Source organism: Polaribacter sp. (assembly GCF_049276715.1).
Classification (GTDB): domain Bacteria; phylum Bacteroidota; class Bacteroidia; order Flavobacteriales; family Flavobacteriaceae; genus Polaribacter.
On the sequence record NZ_JBASWY010000001.1, the window covers coordinates 16208 to 36909 of the forward strand.

Annotated in this window: 26 protein-coding genes; 10 read left to right on the forward strand and 16 right to left on the reverse strand. The window is 29.0% G+C overall.

Going from position 1 to position 20702, the window contains the following annotated elements; all coding sequences use genetic code 11:
- Positions 1 to 15: 15 nt before the first annotated feature.
- From WAO74_RS00070 to WAO74_RS00080, 3 genes are read right to left on the reverse strand one after another with little or no spacing between them, the layout of a single operon-like run.
- Positions 16 to 924 carry a DUF5777 family beta-barrel protein gene (locus tag WAO74_RS00070; protein WP_422158647.1) on the reverse strand — a complete coding sequence of 303 codons (909 nt, stop codon included), beginning with the start codon at positions 922 to 924 and terminating at the stop codon, positions 16 to 18.
- Positions 914 to 1462, reverse strand: a complete 549-nt coding sequence (locus WAO74_RS00075; protein WP_422158649.1) for a YceI family protein — start codon at positions 1460 to 1462, stop codon at positions 914 to 916. Before WAO74_RS00075 ends, WAO74_RS00070 begins: the two co-directional genes overlap by 11 nt.
- Positions 1455 to 1892 carry an OB-fold protein gene (locus WAO74_RS00080; RefSeq protein WP_422158651.1) on the reverse strand — a complete coding sequence of 146 codons (438 nt, stop codon included), beginning with the start codon at positions 1890 to 1892 and terminating at the stop codon, positions 1455 to 1457. The genes WAO74_RS00075 and WAO74_RS00080 overlap by 8 nt, the downstream gene beginning before the upstream one ends.
- Positions 1893 to 2025: 133 nt before the next feature.
- Here WAO74_RS00080 and WAO74_RS00085 point away from each other — a divergent pair, with 133 nt between their 5' ends.
- The 5 genes from WAO74_RS00085 to WAO74_RS00105 all read left to right on the forward strand — a co-directional run bounded on the left by WAO74_RS00085 (position 2026) and on the right by WAO74_RS00105 (position 5481).
- Positions 2026 to 3111, forward strand: a complete 1086-nt coding sequence (locus WAO74_RS00085) for a LytR/AlgR family response regulator transcription factor (protein ID WP_422158652.1) — start codon at positions 2026 to 2028, stop codon at positions 3109 to 3111.
- A gap of 148 nt (positions 3112 to 3259) precedes the next feature.
- Positions 3260 to 3616, forward strand: a complete 357-nt coding sequence (locus WAO74_RS00090; protein WP_422158654.1) for a c-type cytochrome — start codon at positions 3260 to 3262, stop codon at positions 3614 to 3616.
- A gap of 7 nt (positions 3617 to 3623) precedes the next feature.
- Positions 3624 to 4043 carry an OB-fold protein gene (locus tag WAO74_RS00095; protein ID WP_422158655.1) on the forward strand — a complete coding sequence of 140 codons (420 nt, stop codon included), beginning with the start codon at positions 3624 to 3626 and terminating at the stop codon, positions 4041 to 4043.
- An 18-nt stretch (positions 4044 to 4061) separates the two neighbouring features.
- Positions 4062 to 4607, forward strand: a complete 546-nt coding sequence (locus tag WAO74_RS00100; RefSeq protein ID WP_422158656.1) for a YceI family protein — start codon at positions 4062 to 4064, stop codon at positions 4605 to 4607.
- Between the two features lie 4 nt (positions 4608 to 4611).
- Positions 4612 to 5481, forward strand: coding sequence for a DUF5777 family beta-barrel protein (locus WAO74_RS00105; protein WP_422158658.1), 870 nt, complete (start codon positions 4612 to 4614; stop codon positions 5479 to 5481).
- Between the two features lie 177 nt (positions 5482 to 5658).
- Here the strand turns inward: WAO74_RS00105 and WAO74_RS00110 are convergent, their stop codons facing one another.
- Positions 5659 to 6042 (reverse strand): VOC family protein, encoded by a 384-nt coding sequence (locus WAO74_RS00110; protein ID WP_422158659.1) that lies wholly within the window; start codon positions 6040 to 6042, stop codon positions 5659 to 5661.
- Between the two features lie 69 nt (positions 6043 to 6111).
- On the reverse strand, positions 6112 to 6675 hold the full coding sequence (locus tag WAO74_RS00115) for an acyl-CoA thioesterase (protein ID WP_422158661.1): 564 nt from the start codon (positions 6673 to 6675) through the stop codon (positions 6112 to 6114).
- Positions 6676 to 6902: 227 nt separating this feature from the next.
- On the opposite strand from WAO74_RS00115, the gene WAO74_RS00120 reads away from it, so the two are divergent.
- The 3 genes from WAO74_RS00120 (at position 6903) to WAO74_RS00130 (ending at position 9477) form a co-directional block, all read left to right on the forward strand.
- Entirely contained in the window at positions 6903 to 7451 is a 549-nt protein-coding gene (locus WAO74_RS00120; protein WP_422158662.1) for an ankyrin repeat domain-containing protein, read from the forward strand.
- 1 nt (position 7452) lies between these two features.
- Positions 7453 to 8199, forward strand: a complete 747-nt coding sequence (locus WAO74_RS00125; protein WP_422158664.1) for a T9SS type A sorting domain-containing protein — start codon at positions 7453 to 7455, stop codon at positions 8197 to 8199.
- Between the two features lie 102 nt (positions 8200 to 8301).
- Positions 8302 to 9477 (forward strand): GlmU family protein, encoded by a 1176-nt coding sequence (locus WAO74_RS00130; protein ID WP_422158666.1) that lies wholly within the window; start codon positions 8302 to 8304, stop codon positions 9475 to 9477.
- A gap of 148 nt (positions 9478 to 9625) precedes the next feature.
- Here WAO74_RS00130 and WAO74_RS00135 read toward each other — a convergent pair whose 3' ends face one another.
- The 5 genes from WAO74_RS00135 to WAO74_RS00155 all read right to left on the reverse strand — a co-directional run bounded on the left by WAO74_RS00135 (position 9626) and on the right by WAO74_RS00155 (position 13257).
- The gene (locus WAO74_RS00135) at positions 9626 to 10354 is read right to left on the reverse strand and encodes a head GIN domain-containing protein (RefSeq protein WP_422158668.1); all 729 of its coding nucleotides are present in this window, start codon (positions 10352 to 10354) and stop codon (positions 9626 to 9628) included.
- Positions 10355 to 10379: 25 nt separating this feature from the next.
- Positions 10380 to 11462, reverse strand: a complete 1083-nt coding sequence (locus WAO74_RS00140; RefSeq protein WP_422158670.1) for a hypothetical protein — start codon at positions 11460 to 11462, stop codon at positions 10380 to 10382.
- A complete protein-coding gene (locus WAO74_RS00145) occupies positions 11446 to 11970 on the reverse strand; it encodes a hypothetical protein (protein ID WP_422158671.1) in 525 nt (174 codons plus the stop codon). The genes WAO74_RS00140 and WAO74_RS00145 overlap by 17 nt, the downstream gene beginning before the upstream one ends.
- Complete coding sequence (locus WAO74_RS00150) at positions 11960 to 12526, reverse strand: RNA polymerase sigma factor (RefSeq protein WP_422158673.1); 567 nt, start codon at positions 12524 to 12526, stop codon at positions 11960 to 11962. Before WAO74_RS00150 ends, WAO74_RS00145 begins: the two co-directional genes overlap by 11 nt.
- A 95-nt stretch (positions 12527 to 12621) precedes the next feature.
- Complete coding sequence (locus WAO74_RS00155; RefSeq protein ID WP_422158675.1) at positions 12622 to 13257, reverse strand: hypothetical protein; 636 nt, start codon at positions 13255 to 13257, stop codon at positions 12622 to 12624.
- A 228-nt stretch (positions 13258 to 13485) separates the two neighbouring features.
- Between WAO74_RS00155 and lon the strand changes: the two genes are divergently transcribed.
- Positions 13486 to 15939, forward strand: coding sequence for an endopeptidase La (lon, locus tag WAO74_RS00160; protein WP_422158676.1), 2454 nt, complete (start codon positions 13486 to 13488; stop codon positions 15937 to 15939).
- A gap of 33 nt (positions 15940 to 15972) precedes the next feature.
- Here the strand turns inward: lon and WAO74_RS00165 are convergent, their stop codons facing one another.
- The gene (locus tag WAO74_RS00165) at positions 15973 to 16266 is read right to left on the reverse strand and encodes a hypothetical protein (protein WP_422158677.1); all 294 of its coding nucleotides are present in this window, start codon (positions 16264 to 16266) and stop codon (positions 15973 to 15975) included.
- A gap of 321 nt (positions 16267 to 16587) precedes the next feature.
- Here WAO74_RS00165 and WAO74_RS00170 point away from each other — a divergent pair, with 321 nt between their 5' ends.
- Complete coding sequence (locus WAO74_RS00170) at positions 16588 to 17721, forward strand: lycopene cyclase family protein (RefSeq protein ID WP_422158678.1); 1134 nt, start codon at positions 16588 to 16590, stop codon at positions 17719 to 17721.
- 3 nt (positions 17722 to 17724) lie between these two features.
- On the opposite strand, the gene WAO74_RS00175 is transcribed toward WAO74_RS00170, so the two are convergent.
- From WAO74_RS00175 to ruvX, 5 genes are all read right to left on the reverse strand, one after another.
- Entirely contained in the window at positions 17725 to 18219 is a 495-nt protein-coding gene (locus tag WAO74_RS00175; protein WP_422158679.1) for a nuclear transport factor 2 family protein, read from the reverse strand.
- Between the two features lie 76 nt (positions 18220 to 18295).
- Positions 18296 to 19075 (reverse strand): nucleoside triphosphate pyrophosphohydrolase, encoded by a 780-nt coding sequence (gene mazG / locus WAO74_RS00180; RefSeq protein ID WP_422158680.1) that lies wholly within the window; start codon positions 19073 to 19075, stop codon positions 18296 to 18298.
- Between the two features lie 97 nt (positions 19076 to 19172).
- Complete coding sequence (locus WAO74_RS00185; protein ID WP_422158681.1) at positions 19173 to 19592, reverse strand: DUF5606 domain-containing protein; 420 nt, start codon at positions 19590 to 19592, stop codon at positions 19173 to 19175.
- A gap of 27 nt (positions 19593 to 19619) precedes the next feature.
- Positions 19620 to 20210, reverse strand: a complete 591-nt coding sequence (def, locus tag WAO74_RS00190) for a peptide deformylase (RefSeq protein WP_422158683.1) — start codon at positions 20208 to 20210, stop codon at positions 19620 to 19622.
- 51 nt (positions 20211 to 20261) lie between these two features.
- Positions 20262 to 20672: a Holliday junction resolvase RuvX gene (gene ruvX, locus WAO74_RS00195; RefSeq protein ID WP_422158684.1), complete on the reverse strand. Its 411-nt coding sequence runs from the start codon at positions 20670 to 20672 to the stop codon at positions 20262 to 20264.
- Positions 20673 to 20702: the final 30 nt, after the last annotated feature.

Consider the following 20702-nt stretch of genomic DNA (forward strand, 5'->3'; position numbering starts at 1 on the left):
AAAGTAAAAACCTTCTTATTTAAACTTCTTTTTTCGAGTATGAATAATGTAAGTAGCATTAAAGCCAAAATGTAAATTTGGGTCTTTAAAATTAAAGTTGTTGGTAGTTTGTGTTATAAAAGTATCTTCAGCAAAACTTCTTGCATTTGTTAAATGGAACTGTAACATTAAATCGCTCACTTCCCAATTGATACCAAACATAAAAGCATTATGAGTGGTGAAAGATTTTATACGATTTGCAACATAATAATATTCTGAAACCACAGAAGCATGTTTACCAATTTTGTGTCTACCACCAAAACCAATGGCAAACTGATTGTTTGGATCGTTGGTTAAAGCACTCTGTTCTCTATGGATAAAAGTAGGCGAAATTTGTAAAGATAAATTAGAGTTAAACTTTCTAGCCACTAAAACCTGACTTGCAAAAGCATAGGTATTTGATGACGATGAAGGTTGATATAAATTAGCATTCGCATTTAGTGTACTTTTTTGTGTGAGTGTTTGCACAAGCGTAATACTTGCAAAATGTTTTTTAGAATCTCTTTTTTGTTTTAAAAGTTTGTATTTAAAAAATCCGTCTGTAATTTTATCAAAGTCTGAGTAACCGAAACCAAACGTAAAATTATCTGTAAAGGCATATTCTAAACCATATCTTGTGTTTGTTTCATCTGCTAAAAAACTTTGACTTTGTGCGCTTGGAGTGTCCCAAAATCTAAAATAAACACTCAATTGCAAAGCTCCTTTTTTTCTCGTTTCTGTGGAGTGTCCTAAACCTAATCTTGTGGTTTTAAATGTGGCAATTTCAAATGGATTATTGTCTGGAAATTCGGTATTTAATTTGTCTAACAAATCTTGCCCATTTGCAGAAGAGCCAACAACTAAAAATAAAAAAACGAGAAATTTAGTGATGTTTTTAATCTTCATAAGGTTGGTATTGAAATTGGAATTTAATAGAAATCATTTTTGCAATATTACTTGCTAAAATTGGCGGAATTTTAATTTGATAGTCGTTTACAAAAACATCAAACTCTCCCGAAATTAAGTAATTTTCATCAATTTTTTTAATGGTAGATTTAATATCTACCTCTTTCGTAATTCCGTGAATGGTTAATTTTCCTCGAATTATTTTTGTTTGAGGATCACTTGTTTTTGCATCAAAATTTATAATTTTTCCTTCAAAATTTGCTTTTGGATGCAAATCAGACTCAACGTAACTTTCGTTAAAATGTTCGTACATTAAATCTTTTTTAAAGACAAAAGCACGCATTAACATACTAATGGCAATTTCTTGTTTATCAATATCTAAGAGGCTTAAAACTTGGTTATTTTGAGCTTCGATATTTTCTACAGAGGTGTAAGAAAAAAAGGTAATCTGACCCTGTCTTGCAATAAATTGATTTTGTGTAGTATCAATATCTGCAAAAGAAATGAAGAGGAAAAAAAGTGGTAAAAGTTTATTCATTTGGTAAAATATCTACAGTGCAATTTAGCAAAATAACATCTTTTAAGAAGCCTTTACAAATGCCTTTTACACGTATTTTTTGATTAGGTTTTAGTTGTTTTATTTTTTCAATTTCATCTGAATGTAAGTCGCAAATTACTCCAAAAGTTTCTAGATTACTATTTAAAATGATGGTATTTCTATTATTTAAAAAAGTAATTTCTTTAATGGTTCCTGTAACTTCGATAATTTTTCCAGCATATAAATTGTTAGATTTTTTTTCATTATTAGAATAGGCATTTACTAAATCATTAGAACTTAAAACAAGTTCTGCTTTTTCGTTTTCTAAATTTTTTTCTGATGATGATAACAAAGGATTGAAGCTATAATAAGCTCCAATTGCGATAGCAATTAAAAAAAGAATTAAAAAGATTTTATTTTTAGGTCTCATACTGCTCAAAGAAAAATAAATGTACTGCTTTTGCAAAAGAAAAACCAATGAAAAGGAAAAAATAGACTTAAAGAGGAAATTATGACTTCGTAAAAAAAAGAAATATTGGTATCTTTCGCCTTTCTATAATCTTATGAAAAAAGACAAACTTTACTTTTTTACTTTTTTATCTATTACTGCTATTTTTATGTTGGTTGCTTTAATTGCATCACAATATTTTATAAAAGTGAGCGCAGATCAATTAATAGAGGTGCAAGTAGAATCTAGCAAAAGAGAAGCAGATGAAATTGCAAAACTGATCGATTTTCAATTATCATCCTCTATAGAAAAAGGAGATATCATAAGTAATTTACAGCAAATTATCGAAAATTCGAATACAGATAGTTGGTTTGTAAGCGTTTTTAATTGGGGTGGAAGAGAGGTTTGCCACCCAGATAAAACAAAAGTTGGGCAGCAGGTAAATTCGAATCAAACACTATTAACCTCTTTAAAAGAGAAAAATAATTCAGAAGATTTATACTATTTGTTAACAAGTAATACAAACGAATCCATATCCGAAATTGTATACATATCTCCTGTTAAAAATTCCGATTTAATAGTAGCTGCAAACGTGAATATTAGCAGTATTAAAAATCAAATGAAAACATTAAAAACTAATTTTTACCTCATATTTTTTGTGATGGGAATTTTGGTAATTCTATTATCGTTTTTAGCAGTAAGAATTTTGGGTAGCACTTACGAAAAACAACTCGAATTAAAATATGCTTCTTTAACATCAGAAGTTGTGAGTCTTTCTAAATTGAATTCAGATTTGGTTAATTACAAGCAAAAGGTGGCTGAAAAACCTGTAGAAAATATTGTTGAAGAACCTTTAGAAATCGAGAAAAAAAGAATTCTTACCTACATAAGAAACGAATTAGTGCCTATTGCCATAGAAGAAATTGCTTATGTTTATACAGAAAATACCATTACTTATGTGGTTTGTTTTGATGGTAGAAAACCAACTACAAATTTGAGTTTAGACGATATGTATACACAACTAAATTCTGCTTTATTTTTTAGAGCAAACAGACAATTTATTATCAGTATTACTGCTATTGATAAAATAATTAAATATGGCAATAGCCAGTTAAAAATTGTTTTACACTCTAAAACATCCGAAGAAATTTTGATTAGCAAAAATAAAGCAGCCGAATTTAAACAATGGCTAAATATGTAGTTTTATATCCTTAAAATGATGGAAAACTAATATTCTTTTAACTCGTTTTTTTCCCTTTTATACTTTTTATTTCCTCTTTACAAAGGTTCGTTCTTTGCCAATTGTTTTATTTTAGTTATTTTGCTATGTAATATAAACCTAGCTAAAAATGAAAATCAACCTAAAATTTAAGAAAGAGTTTTTAATACTTTTATTAAGTGTGTTTTTAACTTCTTGTTTAACCAACGTAGAGGAAGCTTTAATTGAAGAAAACCCAAATGTAGATCCTTGTGAAACTATAACCTACACTTTAAATGTAAAACCAATTATAGATAATAACTGTATTGTTTGCCATGGAAATGGAGGTAATTTTCCCAATTTAACTACTTACAATGGTACGAGTGCCAATGCAAATAGTGTAAAAGCAGAAGTGGTTAGTAGAAGAATGCCACAAGGAAATTCTTTAACGAATGATGAAATTCAGGCAATTTCTTGTTGGGTAGATGCAGGAGCCTTAAACAACTAAAATACAGATGATGAAACTTAAAAAAATAATCATTGCAATTTTTATTTTAGGAATTGCTGGTGCATTTATTGCTTATAAAATGTACAACAAACCTCATGTAAATATTACAGAAACATCTTCAGATATTACAATTACTGCCAACAAAATATTGGAAGATTTTTCTTCGGATGAAACTACAGCCAACTTAAAATATTTAGAAAAAATTATAGAAGTAGAAGGAATTGTTTCTGAAGTAAAAATTGAGAAAGAAAAAGGAATCATCACCCTAAAAACAAATGATGATTTTGGCAGTGTTATTTGCCATTTATCTGATGAATCAACACAAAAAATAAGTTCGATAGCAGCAGGAAATTCTTTGAAACTAAAAGGAATTTGCACTGGCTATTTAATGGACGTAATTATTGTGAAAGCAGAAATTATCAACTAACTAAAATCAATCCAAATCATGAAACCAATTATAACAATTTTATGTTGTTTTTTATTTGTAACAATTAGCAACAGTCAAGAAAGATATTTAACAAGAAATGGTGCTATTAACTTTTTCTCAAAAGCACCAATGGAAGATATTACAGCAGATAATAACCAAGTTTTAAGTATTATAGATGCTACAAAAAGTCAAATGGCGATTTCAATTTTAATGAAATCCTTCTTATTTGAAAAAGCATTAATGCAAGAGCATTTTAATGAGAATTATGTAGAATCTGACAAGTTTCCAAAAGCCACTTTTAAAGGAACAATTTTAAATTTTGATGATGTAAACGAAACAACGAGTAAAAAACAAGTGAAAGGTATTTTAACAATTCATGGAGTTTCTAAAGAAATAACCATAGAAGCCAATATGAAAAGAACTGTAGATACCATTTTAGTGGATGGAGATTTCTTGGTAAATTTAGAAGATTTTGAAATCGAAATTCCATCTGTCGTTGCAAAAAATATTGCAAAGAATATAAAAGTGACTTTCAATTTTAATCATACACCATTTAAAAAATAACACAATGAAAAAATTACGACTAGCCATTTTATTACTATTTGTGAGTACTTCTGTATTTTGTCAAGACGATTTGTTAGATATTTTAGATGATGAAACACCAGAAAACAAAACCAAAGAAATTGTAACAGCTACCTTTAAAGGAACACGAATTTTAAACGGACATTCTATAGAAAATAGAAAAGACAGGGAATTAGAGTTTATTATATCTCATAGATTTGGGCGAATCAACTCAGGCTTTGATGAACTTTTTGGTTTAGACCAATCGAATATTCGTTTCTCTTTAGAATATGGTTTAACAGACAATTTAACCATTGGAGCAGGAAGAAGTAGTTTCGAAAAAACGTATGATGGTTTCTTAAAATATAGTTGGATAAAACAGCGAACAGGAGAAAAATCTTTTCCATTTGCAGTGTCACTTTTTGGAAGTGTAGCCATTAAAACCATTAAAGATTATGCACCTTCAGACCCAAGAAGTTTTGCAGAAAGCTTAAATTATGTTGGCCAAGTTTTAATAGCTAGAAAAGTAAGTTCGTCTTTTTCTTTTCAACTAACACCTACTTATATCCATAGAAATACCGTAAAAATAGCTTCAGATCCACATGATATTTTTGCATTGGGTTTAGGAACTCGTATAAAGTTAAGCAACAGAGTTTCTTTTAATAGCGAATATTACTATGCGTTTAACGAATCTGCCTCCATTGATGCCAGAAACTCTTTAGCTTTTGGTGTTGACATAGAAACTGGAGGTCATGTATTTCAGATCATTTTATCGAATGCAATTACCATGATTGAAAAAAGTTTTATTGCAGAAACCACAGGCAATTTTTTTGGAGGTGATATCCATTTAGGATTCAATATTTCTCGAACTTTTTAGTAAATCTGTTTTAAGAAAGATAAAGCTACTGAAATGCTGAAAGCAGATGAATGAAATGAACACTCATTATTAAAGTTAACAATCTTGCATCTACTTTTTAATTGCATCATTTTTAGTTTGATGTAAAAATCATGCATCTCAAAATGAATCAAAAACCAAATAGGTATTTGAAATAAATTAAATATCATTGTTTATTTCAATCCAATAACCATTTGGATCTTGAAAGTAAATTTGTTGAATTCCATCTTTTCTTATATAAACTTTGTTTACTGTTCCAGGCCAATCATAAAAATCGATTTTTAAATCTTTTAGGCGTTTTACAACAGCATTCATATCAGACGTTGCCAATGCAAAATGAATAGCTTTATTAATTTTTATTTCATCATTTGGACGAGGAATTAAATGCAATTGTCTTCCATCATTAAATGATAACCATCTTGTTTCTGAGTCTGAAGCAGTATTCTCAATTTCTTTAAGTTGCAAAACCTTTTGATAAAAATTAATAGATTCTTGTACATCTTGTACTGAAATTGCTATATGATTGAAAGTGAAAGTAGGCATTTATTTTAAATAAATTTGGAGTTTAAAAATAGATCAAAGAAGATTTAAAAAATCAATATTGAAAAACCCTTATTTTTCTTTCAACTCAATTTTAGAATTGCTGTTTTCAAAAAGGTGTAAATAATCATCGGCTTTAAAAATTTTACTGTTAAATCTAGACATTCTATTTTTACCTTCTTGTTGTCTGGTAATACTTCTTGCAAAACGTCTAATCTCGTTTTTTGTGGTTAAAATAATTCCTGGAACAGGGGCACTTTTTCCAGTATCGTCTTTAGCAACCATGGTAAAATAAGAAGAGTTACAATGTTTTTTTGTGCCTGTTCTAATGTTTTCAGAATCTACTCGTAAACCTACAACCATAGAAGTTCTACCCGTAAAATTGATAGAAGCTTTTAAAGTTACTAATTCACCAACTTCAATTGGGTTAAGAAAATCTACTTTATTAACAGAAGCAGTTACGCAATAATTGCCAGAATGTTTAGAGGCGCAAGCAAAAGCAATTTGATCCATTAAATTTAAAATATGTCCTCCATGAATTTTACCACTAAAATTAGAGTGTGAAGGCAACATTAACTCTGTAATAGTTAATTGAGATTCACTAATATGTTTGTACAGTATTTTTTTTTCAGTCATAGGTCAAAAATACAATTCATTTTTTAAAATTCTTTTTAAGATTTCTAAAAAGTGATACTTTTCAACTAATAATATTCCTTTTTAAGACTAATTTTTCCTCTTGGTGGTCATATTTTTTAATGATTTTTATAAAATGACTTTATTTGAAAGGAATTTTAAATAATTACATTTAAATTTACAAAAAAGATATTATTATGTTTTTGTAATCTAAAACACATACACTTTTTATGAAAAAAGAATATTTTATTATGATCAGAAAAATACTTTTTATTTTCTTTTTATCAATTTACACTGTAAATGGGTTTTCTCAAGAAAAATCAATATTTGATATTGCAAGAAATGGTAGTTTAATTGAGTTAAAAGCTGCTGAAAAAAAGAACCCAGAAATTATTAATAAAGTAAGCAAAGAAGGGTATACACCTTTAACGCTATCTTGTTATTCTGGTAATAATGAAGTTGCAAAATACTTGATTAATAATGTAAAAAATATTAATGCTAAAAGTGGTTATGGTACACCATTAATGGCAGCAGTAGTTAAAAGTAATACAGAATTAGTAATGTTATTAATTAAAAAGAAAGTAAATATAAATGCAACAGACCCAAATGGAACAACAGCTTTACATTATGCTGTTATGTTCGATTTAGAAGAAATCACAAAACTTTTAGTAGCTGCCAAAGCAAGCATTACTTTAAAAGACAATAGAGGCAATTCTGCATTAGATTATGCAAAAATAAAAGGAAATTCAAATATAATTCAACTATTAAACAACAAGTAACATGAAAAGAACACTACTTATTTTATCTTTAATTGCATTAGGTTTTAATGCTAACGCACAAGTTTTTGGAACAGGTGCCATAAACTTTAATTCTAATTTTTCTGCAAGTGTATCAATTAGCGGAGCTACAAATACTACTACATTAACTTTAGTTGTTCCCTCTAACGTTTGGTTTTCAGTGGGTTTTGGAGGTTCAAATATGAGTGCTGGTGCAGATGTTTTTAGGTCTGATGGAACTACAATTACAGATGCAAAATCTACAGGTCGCTTTTTACCTACAGCAGATAGTCAACAAGATTGGTCTTTGCAATCTAACTCAGTATCTGGAAGTACTAGAACTATGGTGGTTACAAGAGCTAATAATACAGGAGATTCAAATGATTTTGTGTTTAATCCTAATACAGGAAATCTTACAATGATTTGGGCACATGGATCATCTACTAGTTATGCATATCATGGAGGCAATAGAGGAGCAACTGTTGCTGGAGTTTTAAGTACTTTAGAAGCAAATCGTTTAGATTTTGAAATGTATCCAAATCCAGCTTCAGAGAGTTTAACTATTCAATTACCTTCTGGGTCATCAAATGCAACAGTTCAATTTTATGATCAAATTGGTAAATTAGCTTTAACAAGAAGTGTAACAAGTTCAAGTAATACAATAAATGTAAATAATTTATCAACTGGAATTTACATCTTAAAAGTACTTTCTGATGATAAAATAGGAACACAAAAATTTATCAAACAATAATAGATTTTTAGGTTAGTTAAAAAAAACCGATTGTAATTTTTTACAATCGGTTTTTTTTGTGGGTTAAAAAAAGTAAATTTGTGTAATTCGTAAAAATTAAAAATGAACTATATTTTATTTGATGGTGATGTTAGAAACTCATTATTGCCATTTACTTATACAAAACCAGTTGCAGATTTAAGAGTTGGAATTTTAACCATTAGAGAAAAATGGGAAAAACATTTAGGTTTAACAACTACAACAATTACTGAAGAATATTTAGAAGAAAAATATCCAATGATTGAATTGGAAGAAAATGTAATGATAAACGCATCATTTTGTCCAACAAAAAGTTTGGTGGATAAAGTGAAAAATCTATCAGAAAACGAAGCCATTTTTAAAGGTGATGATGTAATTGCATTTTTTACAAAAGACACACAGGAGGAGGTTAATTTTGACAATTACAAGCAAATTGAGTTTGATGAAGAATTGATAAAAATAAATAACACTTGGGATATTTTTGCATTAAATGACAAGGCAATTCAGCAAGATTTTGATTTGATTACAGAAGGCAGAACCTCTGAGCCAATTCCTGAAACTGTGCAATGCATCAATCAAAAAAATATTTTCATAGAAGAAGGTGCAAAAATAACTTTTGCATTTTTAAATGCCACTGATGGGCCAATTTATATTGGTAAAGATGCAGAAATTATGGAAGGTTGTGTTGTAAGAGGTGCCTTGGCAATGTGCGAACATTCTACCTTAAAATTAGGAGCTAAAATTTATGGAGCAACTACTTTAGGTCCTCATTGTAAAGTGGGTGGAGAAGTAAATAACTCAGTTTTAATGGGGTATTCTAATAAAGGACATGATGGTTTTTTAGGAAATTCTGTATTAGGTGAATGGTGCAACTTAGGAGCAGATACAAACAATTCGAACCTAAAAAATAATTATGCAGAAGTAAAATTATGGGATTACAATACAGGTCGTTTTGCAAAAACTGGTTTGCAATTTTGTGGTTTAATGATGGGCGATCATTCTAAATGTGGCATCAATACAATGTTTAACACAGGAACTGTAGTTGGAGTTTCTGCCAATATTTTTGGTAGCGGATTTCCAAGAAATTTTATGCCTTCTTTTAGTTGGGGAGGTTCATCTGGCTTTACAGAATACAAAACGGATAAAGTTTTTGAGGTTGCTAAAGTTGTTATGAAACGTAGAAATATTGTTTTTGATGAGGTGGAACAACGAATCTTAGAACACATTTTTACTGAAACACAGAAGTATAGAAATTATTGATTCTTGGGAGACAAGAAACAAGATAAAAAAAACTCTAAAATGACAATTCATTTTAGAGTTTTCAAGTTTTTTAGAAAATCGTTCACATTTTCAACACTTCCTTTTAGGAAGATTTAGGGGAATAATAATTTTGATGGGCTTTAGCTTCTTAATTTTTATCAATTACATCTCCAGAACCAACAGTTTTACTGTCTATAGTGGAAGGATTTCCTTTATAATAAATACTTCCAGAGCCAACAACTTTCGCTTTAATTTTTGTTTTAACAGTAATATTTATACTTCCAGAACCTGCAATATTTGCATTTATAGAATCTGTAGTTAAATCGAAAGCTTTTATACTTCCAGAACCTGCAATAGAACAAGTAATCTCGTTAGCACTTCCAGAAAGCTTAATGTTTCCAGAACCACCAATATTTGCGCTAACTTCATCAGCAACAACAGTTAAAATGATGTTTCCAGAACCACCCAAAGAAGCAGAAAAATCTTTGCTTTTTATAGTTCCTTCGCTTGTAACATTACCAGAACCACCTAAAGAAACCATATCAATATCTTCATAAGTAACAGTTACAGTCAATCTTTTTGTAGTGTTGATATTTACATTTTTTTCATACTTTATTTGAAGTTTATTATTGTTTACTTCAGTTTCTATGTAAGGTATTACATTTTCTTCGCCTTCAATAGTAATATTACCTTCTTTTCCTTTTACTAGAATTACATCGAAAGAACCGCCAACAGAAATACCATCGTAAACTTGTGTAGTTCTTTTTACAGTTACTACATTTCCATTTCCTTTTATTTTTTTGCTATTCCAATCTTGCGCATTCATAGACAATGTAAATGCAAATACCAAAAGTGATAGTGTAATTTTTTTAAACATGATTTTTTATTTTTAAGTTGATTTTTTAATTATTAGATTTTATTGAAACGCCTCCATATTGCGATTTTATTTTGATGCGAGAATTTGAATTTCCTTTACCATATTTACCTTCGTAATATTTTTTGGAAGACTTCGATATTTTTTTGTTAAACTCCATTTTATCCTCATCACCTTTAAAACTTGCGTATTGCAAATCTAGTTCAAAATCGAAAACAGCATCTGCGTCCACATCTATTCTAATCCCTGCATACTGTCCACTAATGTTTACATTTTCGAAACCTTTTACAAGTCTTTTTACAGAAACTGAACCATAATCTGTATCTATTGTTAAGTTTTTTCTTATAGTTCCAAAACTCATGCCAGTATAATCTGAATTTCCATTTACGGTATTTGCTTCATCAATAGAAATTGCACCATAATCTGCATTAAAATCAATTTCACCAATTTTACCAAATTTTAAAGTGGAATAATCTGTATTCACTTTTACTTGGTCAGATTCTTCAATAGTTATTTTAGAGTAATCTGCATTAATATTACCACTTTTCATATAATTTATTGTTGATGCTGAGCAATAATCTAGATTAATATTGTTATTATTTGCCATTAAATTACCTACAGAAATTTTACCATAATCGCAATTAATGTTGGCTACACCAGCCAAATCACTTAAATAAATATCACCATAATCATTATTTAAATCTACAGCATTTGTTTTTGGCATTTTTACTCTGTAGTTAATTTCGTAGTTCAAGTTGTTGTTTTTTTTCCAAAAAGACCAACTATTTTTTTCTTTTTCGAAATTTGTTTTTGCAGAAACCATGTTTGCAGATGCTTCAAAATAAACATCAATTTCAGAGATTCTGTCTTCTACTTGGTCTAAATCGTCACCTTTTACAATAATAGTAACTTCGATTTCTACCATATTTTTATCCCAAGTTGTAACATTTAAGTGTCCGTATTTGTTATCAATCGACACTTTTGCATCTTTATTAACTTTGTATTCTTTTTTAATGACTCTACTTTTTTCGTGTTTTTTTTCATCATTATTAGCAAATGATATGAATGGAAAAAGTAAAAATAAGAGTGTAATTTTATATATAGATTTCATTATTTAAAAGTTTAGGATTTTTTATTTGTTCGATTTGTTGCAACACATTTTCTAAAATTTGCAAACGCTGCTGATAATTTTTAATCATAGCATTAATAATTTTAGATTGATTTCCAGCAACATTTAATTCTGTAAGAAAGAAATTATAGCTTTCCTCTAGCTCTTCTAATTTGTCTAAAGCTTGTTCAATAACAGTTTCTGTTTCTAAACTTCTATTGCTCTCAATATTTTTTAATTCTTTATTGATGGTAGAAACAAAATAGTTTTGAACTTCTTCCATTTTCGGAGAAACATCTGCCAATTCAATTTGTCTTTTTTGATGATGAGTTCCCAACCAAAAACCCAAGACTAAAACTACAGATGCTGCCACAGGAAGCCATTTCCAAGAAGTTCTGTTTAGTTTTTTTGGATGATTTAGTTTGCGCTCAAAACGCTCTAAATGTCCAGAATGTGGTTCTTGAAAATCGAAATCATTTTCAGAAAAAAAGTTGTCTAATTTATTTTCCATATGCTTGTACTTGTATATTTTCTGCAAGTAAAACTTGCTTTAATTTTTTCTTTGCTCTAGAGATTGTGGTTCTCACATTTTCGTTTGTATAGTTTAAAATCTGTGCAATTTCTTCATAATCAAAACCTTCTATTAAATTTAAGGTAAGCACAACTCTATAATTATCTTTTAAATTATGTAAAGAGTTTAAAACCATCTTCGGATTTAAACCAGCGTAATTAATTGCTTCATCTTGAATTTCACCATTTGGAATTACTTCCATTTTTACTTCTTTGTAGCGTTTGTTTTTCTTTAACTGGGTTAAACTTTTATTGATTACAATTCGTTTTAGCCAAGCTCCAAATGTTACTTCACCTTTATACGAATCCATTTTTGTGAAAGCCGTTAAAAAAGCTTCTTGCATAATGTCTTCTGCTTCAAAACTATCTTTTAAAATTCGGTAAGCTGAGTTGTACATAGCTTTATAATATGCTTTGTACAATTCCAACTGCGCATTTTTATCAGACGATTTGCAGCGTTCTAAAAGGTTGGTTATATGTGGTTGATTGATTTCCAATTAAAAACTTCTATACTAAAGACAAAACTATTTTTGAGTTGTGACAGTTCTTAGAAAAAAATATTACTTTTTTTTTTAGGCTTTTTAATATTTATTTAAATATGAATATTTATGCTATATAGTGCCAATAAATAAATTATAAAGGCTGATAGAGCCACTAAATAAGGTTCGTAATTTTTTTTGTTTTTTTTATCAAAATAAATCAAACTTAAAAGAATAACGATAACCAATAAATAAGGAATTTGTAAAAACCCTATACTTTCTAACTCTAATAATATAAAAATAATTCGTCCCAAAGTTGGTCCAATAAAAATTAAAGCAATAGCAATCATATATCTCATATGAAAACCAATATTTTTCTTGTGTTTTATAGCAAGTATGTAGAATAATAACAAAAGTAAAATATCGAAACCAGCATTTAAAGGAATTAGATTTTTACCATATTCTTTAATCATTTGAGGAATAAAAGAGAGAATTAACCCAAAGAATATAAAGTAAGAAATTCTGCCTAAAAGGCTATGAATTTTATAGTATTTGTATCGAATTAACAGAGGTTGGCTAATTATTAAAACAATCCAAATTGATGCAAAAAAAGCATGAACATGAGTATAAATGTCTATAGTTCCCTTAAATTCTGGAGATAACACAAAATAAGTTTTGTAAAAACCAAGAAAGGTTAATGGGATAAATAGCAAAAAAATAAAACCAATATTCCTGTATGCTTTTTCCATAGAATTTATAAATTAAAAATAATGAATTTAGCTAAATTAGGTTTTTTTAAATATTGAAGCAACTAGAAAAGCATAAATAAAGCTTTTGGCACAACAATTGTCTTATTCATTGAGATTAATTAATTGTTATTTTTTATACTTTTGATTATCAGTATTTTAAAAATATAAGGACGATATTGGTTTTTGAGTTTCTCATAAATTAATGTCAGAATGACAGATATATAGCACATGAGCAAATCAAAAATTATAAAATTAGACAGTTTGTCTTTTGATAATATAATGAACGAAGATTCAGAATTAATCCCTTTAATGACGCCAGAAGATGAAGAAATCATTAACAAAGAAAGCGTTCCAGAAATACTACCAATTTTACCTTTAAGAAATACAGTTTTATTTCCTGGAGTTGTAATTCCAATTACAGCTGGCAGAGATAAATCAATTCAATTAATTAAAGATGCCAATAAAGGCAATAAAATAATTGGGGTAGTTGCGCAACGTAATGAAGAAGAAGAAGAGCCGTCTTTAAAAGATATACATACAACAGGTGTTGTAGCGCAAATTTTACGTGTTTTAAAAATGCCTGATGGAAATACAACAGTAATTATTCAGGGTAAAAAACGTTTTGAAATAGAAGAAATTATTCAAGATGAACCTTATTTAAAAGCAACAGTAAAAGAAGCTAAAGAAGATAGAACTGTTGAAGATAAAAAAGAGTTCGACGCTATTATTGATTCTATTAAAGATCAAGCCTTAGAGGTAATAAAAGAAAACCCAATGTTACCAAGTGAAGCCTCTTTTGCAATAAAAAACATTAAATCTAATTCTTTTTTAGTGAATTTTATTGCATCAAACATGGATTTAAGTGTAATGCAAAAACAGATTATTTTAGAAAAAGATAATTTAAAAGAACGCGCATTATTAACGCTTAAAAATTTAAATAAAGAACTTCAGAAATTACAATTAAGAAATGATATTCAGTCTAAAACTCGTGAGGATTTAGACCAACAACAGCGTGAATACTATTTAAATCAGCAGTTAAAAACCATTCAAGAAGAATTAGGTGGCGTTTCTAACGATCAAGAATTGGAAGAAATGCGCAAGCAAGCCAAAAAGAAAAAATGGAATGCAGAAGTATGCGAAATTTTTGATAAAGAATTGTCTCGTTTACGCAGAATGAATCCGCAAGCTGCAGAATATGGTGTGCAAAGAAGCTATTTAGAATTGATGTTAGAATTGCCTTGGGGAATTTATTCTGAAGACAAATTTGATTTAAAAAAAGCTATAAAAGTTTTAGATAGAGATCACTTTGGTTTAGAAAAAGTAAAAGAAAGAATTATCGAACACTTGGCAGTTTTAAAGTTAAGAGGAGATATGAAATCGCCTATTATCTGTCTATATGGACCTCCAGGTGTTGGTAAAACTTCGTTAGGAAAATCGGTTGCAGAATCTTTAGGACGCAAGTATGTTAGAATGTCTTTAGGAGGTTTAAGAGATGAAGCAGAGATTAGAGGTCATAGAAAAACTTATATAGGTGCAATGCCTGGAAGGTTAATTCAGAACTTAAAAAAAGCTGGAACATCAAATCCTGTTTTTGTTTTGGATGAAATTGATAAGTTAGGACAAAGTCATCAAGGAGATCCATCATCTGCAATGTTAGAGGTTTTAGATCCTGAGCAAAATGAAGCTTTTTATGATAATTATTTAGAAGTTGGTTACGATTTATCTAAAGTACTTTTTATAGCAACTGCCAATAATTTAGGTCAAATTCCTTGGGCTTTGCGTGATAGAATGGAAATTATAAACGTAAGTGGATATACCATTGAAGAAAAAATAGAAATTGCCAAAAGACATTTATTACCAAAACAATTAAAGGAACATGGTTTAACTGGTAAGCATTTAAAACTTGGAAAAAAACAAATAGAACAAATTGTAGAGGGTTATACTAGAGAATCTGGTGTTCGTGGTTTGGAAAAACACATCGCAAAAGTGGTGCGTTTTGCTGCAAAAAGTATTGCATTAGCAGAAGATTACGATATCGCTTTATCATCTGAAAAAGTAGAAGAAATTTTAGGAACACCAAGAAATAGAGATAAATTCGAAAATAACGATGTTGCTGGTGTTGTTACAGGTTTAGCTTGGACAAGAGTTGGTGGAGATATTTTATTCATAGAATCTATTTTATCCAAAGGAAAAGGAGCACTTTCAATTACAGGTAATTTAGGAAACGTAATGAAAGAATCTGCAACTATTGCTTTACAATACATAAAATCGAACGCAGAAGAATTTGGCATAAAACCAGAAATTATGGAGAAGTACAATGTACATATTCATGTACCTGAAGGTGCAACTCCAAAAGATGGTCCAAGTGCTGGTATTACCATGTTAACTTCTTTAGTTTCCTCTTACACACAAAGAAAAGTAAAGAATAAATTAGCCATGACTGGCGAAATTACTTTGCGTGGAAAAGTATTGCCTGTTGGCGGAATTAAAGAAAAAATATTGGCTGCAAAAAGAGCTAATATTAAAGAAATAATTTTGTGTGAAGACAACAGAAAAGATATTTTAGAAATTAAAGAAAGCTATTTAAAGGGCTTAACTTTCCACTATGTTTCAGATATGAAACAAGTAATTGATATTGCACTCACAAAGCAAAAAGTTACAAATGCTAAAAAATTAGTTTAGTTAAAAAAGCCTCTCGTAATTGAGAGGCTTTTTTTAATCACAATAATCACAGTCAGGTAAATTTAATTGATTTTGCAATAGTTTGTAGTAAGCACATTGGTTTTTTAAATTTTCAGTTTCTCCATTACATTTATAAATATATGCAGCTTGACATTGATAATCATATTGTTTATCAATATTTCTTGGGCCAACGTAACCTGAACAAGAGATTGTGTTTACAACTGAATCTTCGTCTTCGTCATCGTCACCAAATAATTCATCACAGCTAAAAAATGTAATGGAGACAAATGCTAAGAACGTTAAAAATAAAATTTTAGGTTTTTTCATAATGGTTAAGTTTAAATTAGAAATCAAATATATTTGAATCTTCAAATGAATACTATACCTAGAATTAAGTAATTATATTTTTAAAATTTTAATCAAATTTTAATTCAATAAAAAGTGTTGACATTTGTTTGAATCACACTAATAAATTGTTGTAAAAATGCCAATATTAGATAAATTAGTTTATTGGAAGAATTATTCTCTAATTAAAACTATTTTTTAATAAAAAAAATTCTGTGAAAATCGAGTAAAAAATAAAAATAGTAATCTAAGAATTTTGTAATCATTCAAAATAAATATACTTTGCATCGATATTAAGAAACTATGGAAAAATTTGATGTTGTAATAATTGGAGCTGGTTCAGCAGGTATAATGTTGGCAAGAGAATTGGGTAAACTAAAACATAAAACTTTAGTTTTAGACAGAAAAACCAATCTTCTCGAATTTTCTTTTAATACCTTAGGTAGCTTTATCAATTTAGATGATTTTGGACTGACAAAAAATGTTGTTGCCCAAGAAATAGATACCTGTGTTTTCTATTCAAAACATATTAAAAGAAAAGTAAAAGCAGAAAAAGAAAATTACGAAAACATTAGTGCCTACATATTAGATAAGAAAAAATTACACGAAGAGATAATAAATTCTATCGACACTGAATTTGTAGACTTTCAGTTAGATACACATATAAAATCTTTCTCTAAAGATGATGAAGGTAATTACACAGCACTAATTGATAAAAACAACAATTCTTACTCAGGAAAAATTTTCGTTGATGCCTCAGGAACAAATGCAGTAATCAGTAAACAAATAGGTTTGCGCCCTAAAAATGTGCAATTAGCAACAGGTGTAGAGTATAATGTTAAGTATTTTGGAAAACCTAATGAAATTCACTTAATGGTAGGTAAAATTTACCAAGGAGGTTATGGTTGGGTTTTTCCACTCCAAAACCAAAGAGCCATAATAGGGTTTGGTAGTTTTGATAATCATGTTATTAAAGAATTAAAAAATCGTTTGAATTTAATTTTAGAAATTCCAAAGATTAAAAAACTTGTAGAAAAAGATAACGAAAAAGTAGAAGGAGGTAGCATACCATTAACTCCTGTATTAGATAAATTTATAGATAAGAATTTAATCTGCGTTGGCGATAGTGTTTCACAAGTAAATCCTATTGTTGGAGAAGGCTACAAGTTTATTTTTGAAGCTGCTGTTTTTGCAGTAAAAGCAATAGATAAAGCATTAAATTCAGATGATTTAGAACAACTTTCAATTTACGAGAAAGCTTGGAAGGCTCGTTTTTTTGAGAATTACAAACGTTCTAAAAAATCGCAAGACAAATTATTTAGATATTCTAAAAAGGATTATTTAATGGATTTTGGTTTACTGTTAATGAGATTGAGAAGTAATGAAAGAATGATTACCTCATTATCGGGTGAATATGGTTTAGAAAATAAAGTATAATTCTTACTCTTCATCTGGCATGCTTTGCCACATCACATTTACAATTTTCCATTGGTTGTTAACTTTAGCCAGATGAAATAAATCAATACCCCATTCTACAGTTAATTTTGCTGAGGCAGTTTTAGAATTTACATCAAAAATTTCAATTTCTTTTGGAGAGTTTTGGTTTCCTTGCTCGAATTCTGAATTCCAACTCGCAGCCAAATTGGATAATTGATTATGAGTCATTTCTAAATTATCAATATATTCTTTTGTATCCGGATTAAAATAATACCCAACTTTTCTTAATTTTAAATCTACGCTTTTATCAATCCTAGTAGAATCAACCAAATACAAAGCTTCTACGTAGTCTAAAATTGCAGCTTGTACTTTTTCAGTATCCTCTAAATTGAATTCTTTTTGATGCGTTTCTTCGCTTTTTTCAGTTGGTTTGCAAGAAGCAAAACTAATTATTAAAGCGAAAAATAAAATAAATATTAAAGAGTCCGAGTTTATCATAATTTGTTGATTTTCTTCTATAAATATAAAAGAAAATATACAAATTAATCTTTAGAGGTAATTCTTTAACTTTAAATTAAGTAAAGTACTTTTTACTCTCATTCCAATAAACATCCATTTCTGCTAAAGACATATCAGCAAGTTGCTTGTCTTCTTTTTTAGCCGCTTTTTCTAAATATTGAAAACGATTAATAAATTTTTTGTTGGTTTTTTCTAAAGCATTTTCTGGGTTTACACCAATAAAACGTGCGTAATTGATCATAGAAAATAAAACATCACCAAATTCCTTTTCGATATTTTCATTGTTTCCAGCCTTAATTTCTTCATTTAGTTCCGCAAGTTCTTCTTGAACTTTTTCCCAAACTTGTTCTGGGTTTTCCCAATCAAAACCAACACCAGCAACTTTATCTTGAATTCTATTCGCTTTTACAACTGCTGGCAAACTTTTAGGTACGCCTTCTAAAACAGATTCTTTGCCTTCTTTTAGTTTTAATTGTTCCCAATTGCGTTTTACATCTTCTTCGTTTTCAACTTTTACATCTCCATAAATATGAGGATGTCTGTCAATTAATTTATCTGAAATTGAATTGGCAACATCAGCAATGTCAAAAGCATTAGTTTCGCTTCCAATTTTTGCATAAAAAACGATGTGCAAAAGAACATCACCCAATTCTTTTTTTACTTCTTGTAAGTCATTTTCTAAAATGGCATCAGCCAATTCATAAGTTTCCTCAATAGTTAAATGGCGCAGACTTTCGAGCGTTTGTTTTTTATCCCAAGGACATTTTTCGCGAAGCTCGTCCATAATATCTAATAGACGATTTATTGCTGAAAGTTGTTCTTTTCTTGAGTTCATTCTTTTTTAATAAGTTGCAAAAAATTAGATTTACATAGTAATTTAGCTTGTATTTTTACTAACCACTAACCACTAACCACTAACCACTAACCACTAACTACTTTTCAGTTTCTTCAGAAGATACTTCTTCTTTCTTAGAGAAATCCATACCAGCATTTACCAAAATGTTAAACCATTGAATTACTTTTTTAATGTTAGAATCATAAACTCTTTCATTATCGTAATTTGGTAAAACTTCTGCAAAAAATGATGCTAATTTTGTGCCACTTTCTTTATGAGATATGGCTTCTTTGCCTTCTGTTTTAGCAGACATAGCTTTAAAAACATTAAGCAATGGCATGTCTTCTTCAAAAGTGTAAATTGCTATATTTTCTAACAAACTTACATTTTGAGCAGCATTTATTGCCAAACGTTTTTTATCTAATAAGTTTTCTGCAATAATTGCATTTTTAGATTGAGAAATTACTTGAAATAAACCAGGTTTACCAGTAACCGAAATAATTTTACTAAATTCCATTTGTATATTTTTTTTGTCTTTTCAGACTTATTTTTTATTTTTTAGGCTTGGAAAACGCATTCTGTAATCTGCATTAATCTTTCCTTTAGAGATATTTTCTAATTTTCTTTTGATGAGTCTTTTTTTGAGTGTTGATATTTTATCAGTGAATAAAATACCTTCTATATGATCGTATTCATGCTGAAAAACTCTGGCAGCCAAACCTTCTAAAACTTCAGTATGCGTTTTAAAATCTTCATCTTTATATTCTATGGTTATTTTTGGTTTACGAGTAACATCTTCACGAACATCAGGAATACTCAAGCAACCTTCGTTAAAAGACCATTCTTCTCCATCTTCCTCTAGAATTTTTGCATTTATAAAAACTTTATTAAAGCTTTTTAAAGTTGCTCTATCTTCATCACTTAAATCTTCATCTTCTGCAAAAGGTGATGCATCAATAATAAATAAACGAATTGCTTTTCCAATTTGAGGTGCAGCCAAACCAACACCAGAGGCATTGTACATAGTCTCTTTCATATTGGTAATCAATTCTTTTAAATCAGGGAAATTAGCATCAATTTCAACACCTACTTTACGCAAAACAGGATCTCCATAAGCCACAATTGGTAATATCATTTTCTCTTTTTTATTGGTTGCAAAAATACAAAGTTTGTAACTTGAACAAAATTATTTGTTATATAAATACGATTGTAGAATAATTGTAGCACTAATTTCATCCACCAAAGCTTTATTTTTTCGTTGATTTTTTCTCAAACCTCCATCTATCATCGTTTGAAAAGCCATTTTAGAAGTAAAACGCTCATCAATTCTTTTAACTGGAATTTGAGGAATTTCTTTGGACAGCTGCTGTAAAAAAGGCAGAATTAACGACTCACTTTCACTATCAGAATTATTCATTTGTTTTGGTTTGCCAACCAATAATAGTTCAACTTCTTCTTTAGCAATGTATTGTTTCAAGAAAAGAATTAATTCATCTGTTTTTACAGTGGTTAAACCAGATGCAATTATTTGTAATTGATCTGTAACTGCAATTCCTGTTCTTATTTTTCCAAAATCTATGGCTAAAACTCTTCCCAAACTGTATACTTTTTTTGCAAAAATAAAGTT

Coding starts and splice junctions, on each gene's coding strand:
- WAO74_RS00070 (WP_422158647.1), bottom strand. CDS start 924: ATGAAGATTAAAAACATCACTAAATTTCTCGTTTTTTTATTTTTAGTT.
- WAO74_RS00075 (WP_422158649.1), bottom strand. CDS start 1,462: ATGAATAAACTTTTACCACTTTTTTTCCTCTTCATTTCTTTTGCAGAT.
- WAO74_RS00080 (WP_422158651.1), bottom strand. CDS start 1,892: ATGAGACCTAAAAATAAAATCTTTTTAATTCTTTTTTTAATTGCTATC.
- WAO74_RS00085 (WP_422158652.1), top strand. CDS start 2,026: ATGAAAAAAGACAAACTTTACTTTTTTACTTTTTTATCTATTACTGCT.
- WAO74_RS00090 (WP_422158654.1), top strand. CDS start 3,260: ATGAAAATCAACCTAAAATTTAAGAAAGAGTTTTTAATACTTTTATTA.
- WAO74_RS00095 (WP_422158655.1), top strand. CDS start 3,624: ATGATGAAACTTAAAAAAATAATCATTGCAATTTTTATTTTAGGAATT.
- WAO74_RS00100 (WP_422158656.1), top strand. CDS start 4,062: ATGAAACCAATTATAACAATTTTATGTTGTTTTTTATTTGTAACAATT.
- WAO74_RS00105 (WP_422158658.1), top strand. CDS start 4,612: ATGAAAAAATTACGACTAGCCATTTTATTACTATTTGTGAGTACTTCT.
- WAO74_RS00110 (WP_422158659.1), bottom strand. CDS start 6,042: ATGCCTACTTTCACTTTCAATCATATAGCAATTTCAGTACAAGATGTA.
- WAO74_RS00115 (WP_422158661.1), bottom strand. CDS start 6,675: ATGACTGAAAAAAAAATACTGTACAAACATATTAGTGAATCTCAATTA.
- WAO74_RS00120 (WP_422158662.1), top strand. CDS start 6,903: ATGAAAAAAGAATATTTTATTATGATCAGAAAAATACTTTTTATTTTC.
- WAO74_RS00125 (WP_422158664.1), top strand. CDS start 7,453: ATGAAAAGAACACTACTTATTTTATCTTTAATTGCATTAGGTTTTAAT.
- WAO74_RS00130 (WP_422158666.1), top strand. CDS start 8,302: ATGAACTATATTTTATTTGATGGTGATGTTAGAAACTCATTATTGCCA.
- WAO74_RS00135 (WP_422158668.1), bottom strand. CDS start 10,354: ATGTTTAAAAAAATTACACTATCACTTTTGGTATTTGCATTTACATTG.
- WAO74_RS00140 (WP_422158670.1), bottom strand. CDS start 11,462: ATGAAATCTATATATAAAATTACACTCTTATTTTTACTTTTTCCATTC.
- WAO74_RS00145 (WP_422158671.1), bottom strand. CDS start 11,970: ATGGAAAATAAATTAGACAACTTTTTTTCTGAAAATGATTTCGATTTT.
- WAO74_RS00155 (WP_422158675.1), bottom strand. CDS start 13,257: ATGGAAAAAGCATACAGGAATATTGGTTTTATTTTTTTGCTATTTATC.
- lon (WP_422158676.1), top strand. CDS start 13,486: ATGAGCAAATCAAAAATTATAAAATTAGACAGTTTGTCTTTTGATAAT.
- WAO74_RS00165 (WP_422158677.1), bottom strand. CDS start 16,266: ATGAAAAAACCTAAAATTTTATTTTTAACGTTCTTAGCATTTGTCTCC.
- WAO74_RS00170 (WP_422158678.1), top strand. CDS start 16,588: ATGGAAAAATTTGATGTTGTAATAATTGGAGCTGGTTCAGCAGGTATA.
- WAO74_RS00175 (WP_422158679.1), bottom strand. CDS start 18,219: ATGATAAACTCGGACTCTTTAATATTTATTTTATTTTTCGCTTTAATA.
- mazG (WP_422158680.1), bottom strand. CDS start 19,075: ATGAACTCAAGAAAAGAACAACTTTCAGCAATAAATCGTCTATTAGAT.
- WAO74_RS00185 (WP_422158681.1), bottom strand. CDS start 19,592: ATGGAATTTAGTAAAATTATTTCGGTTACTGGTAAACCTGGTTTATTT.
- def (WP_422158683.1), bottom strand. CDS start 20,210: ATGATATTACCAATTGTGGCTTATGGAGATCCTGTTTTGCGTAAAGTA.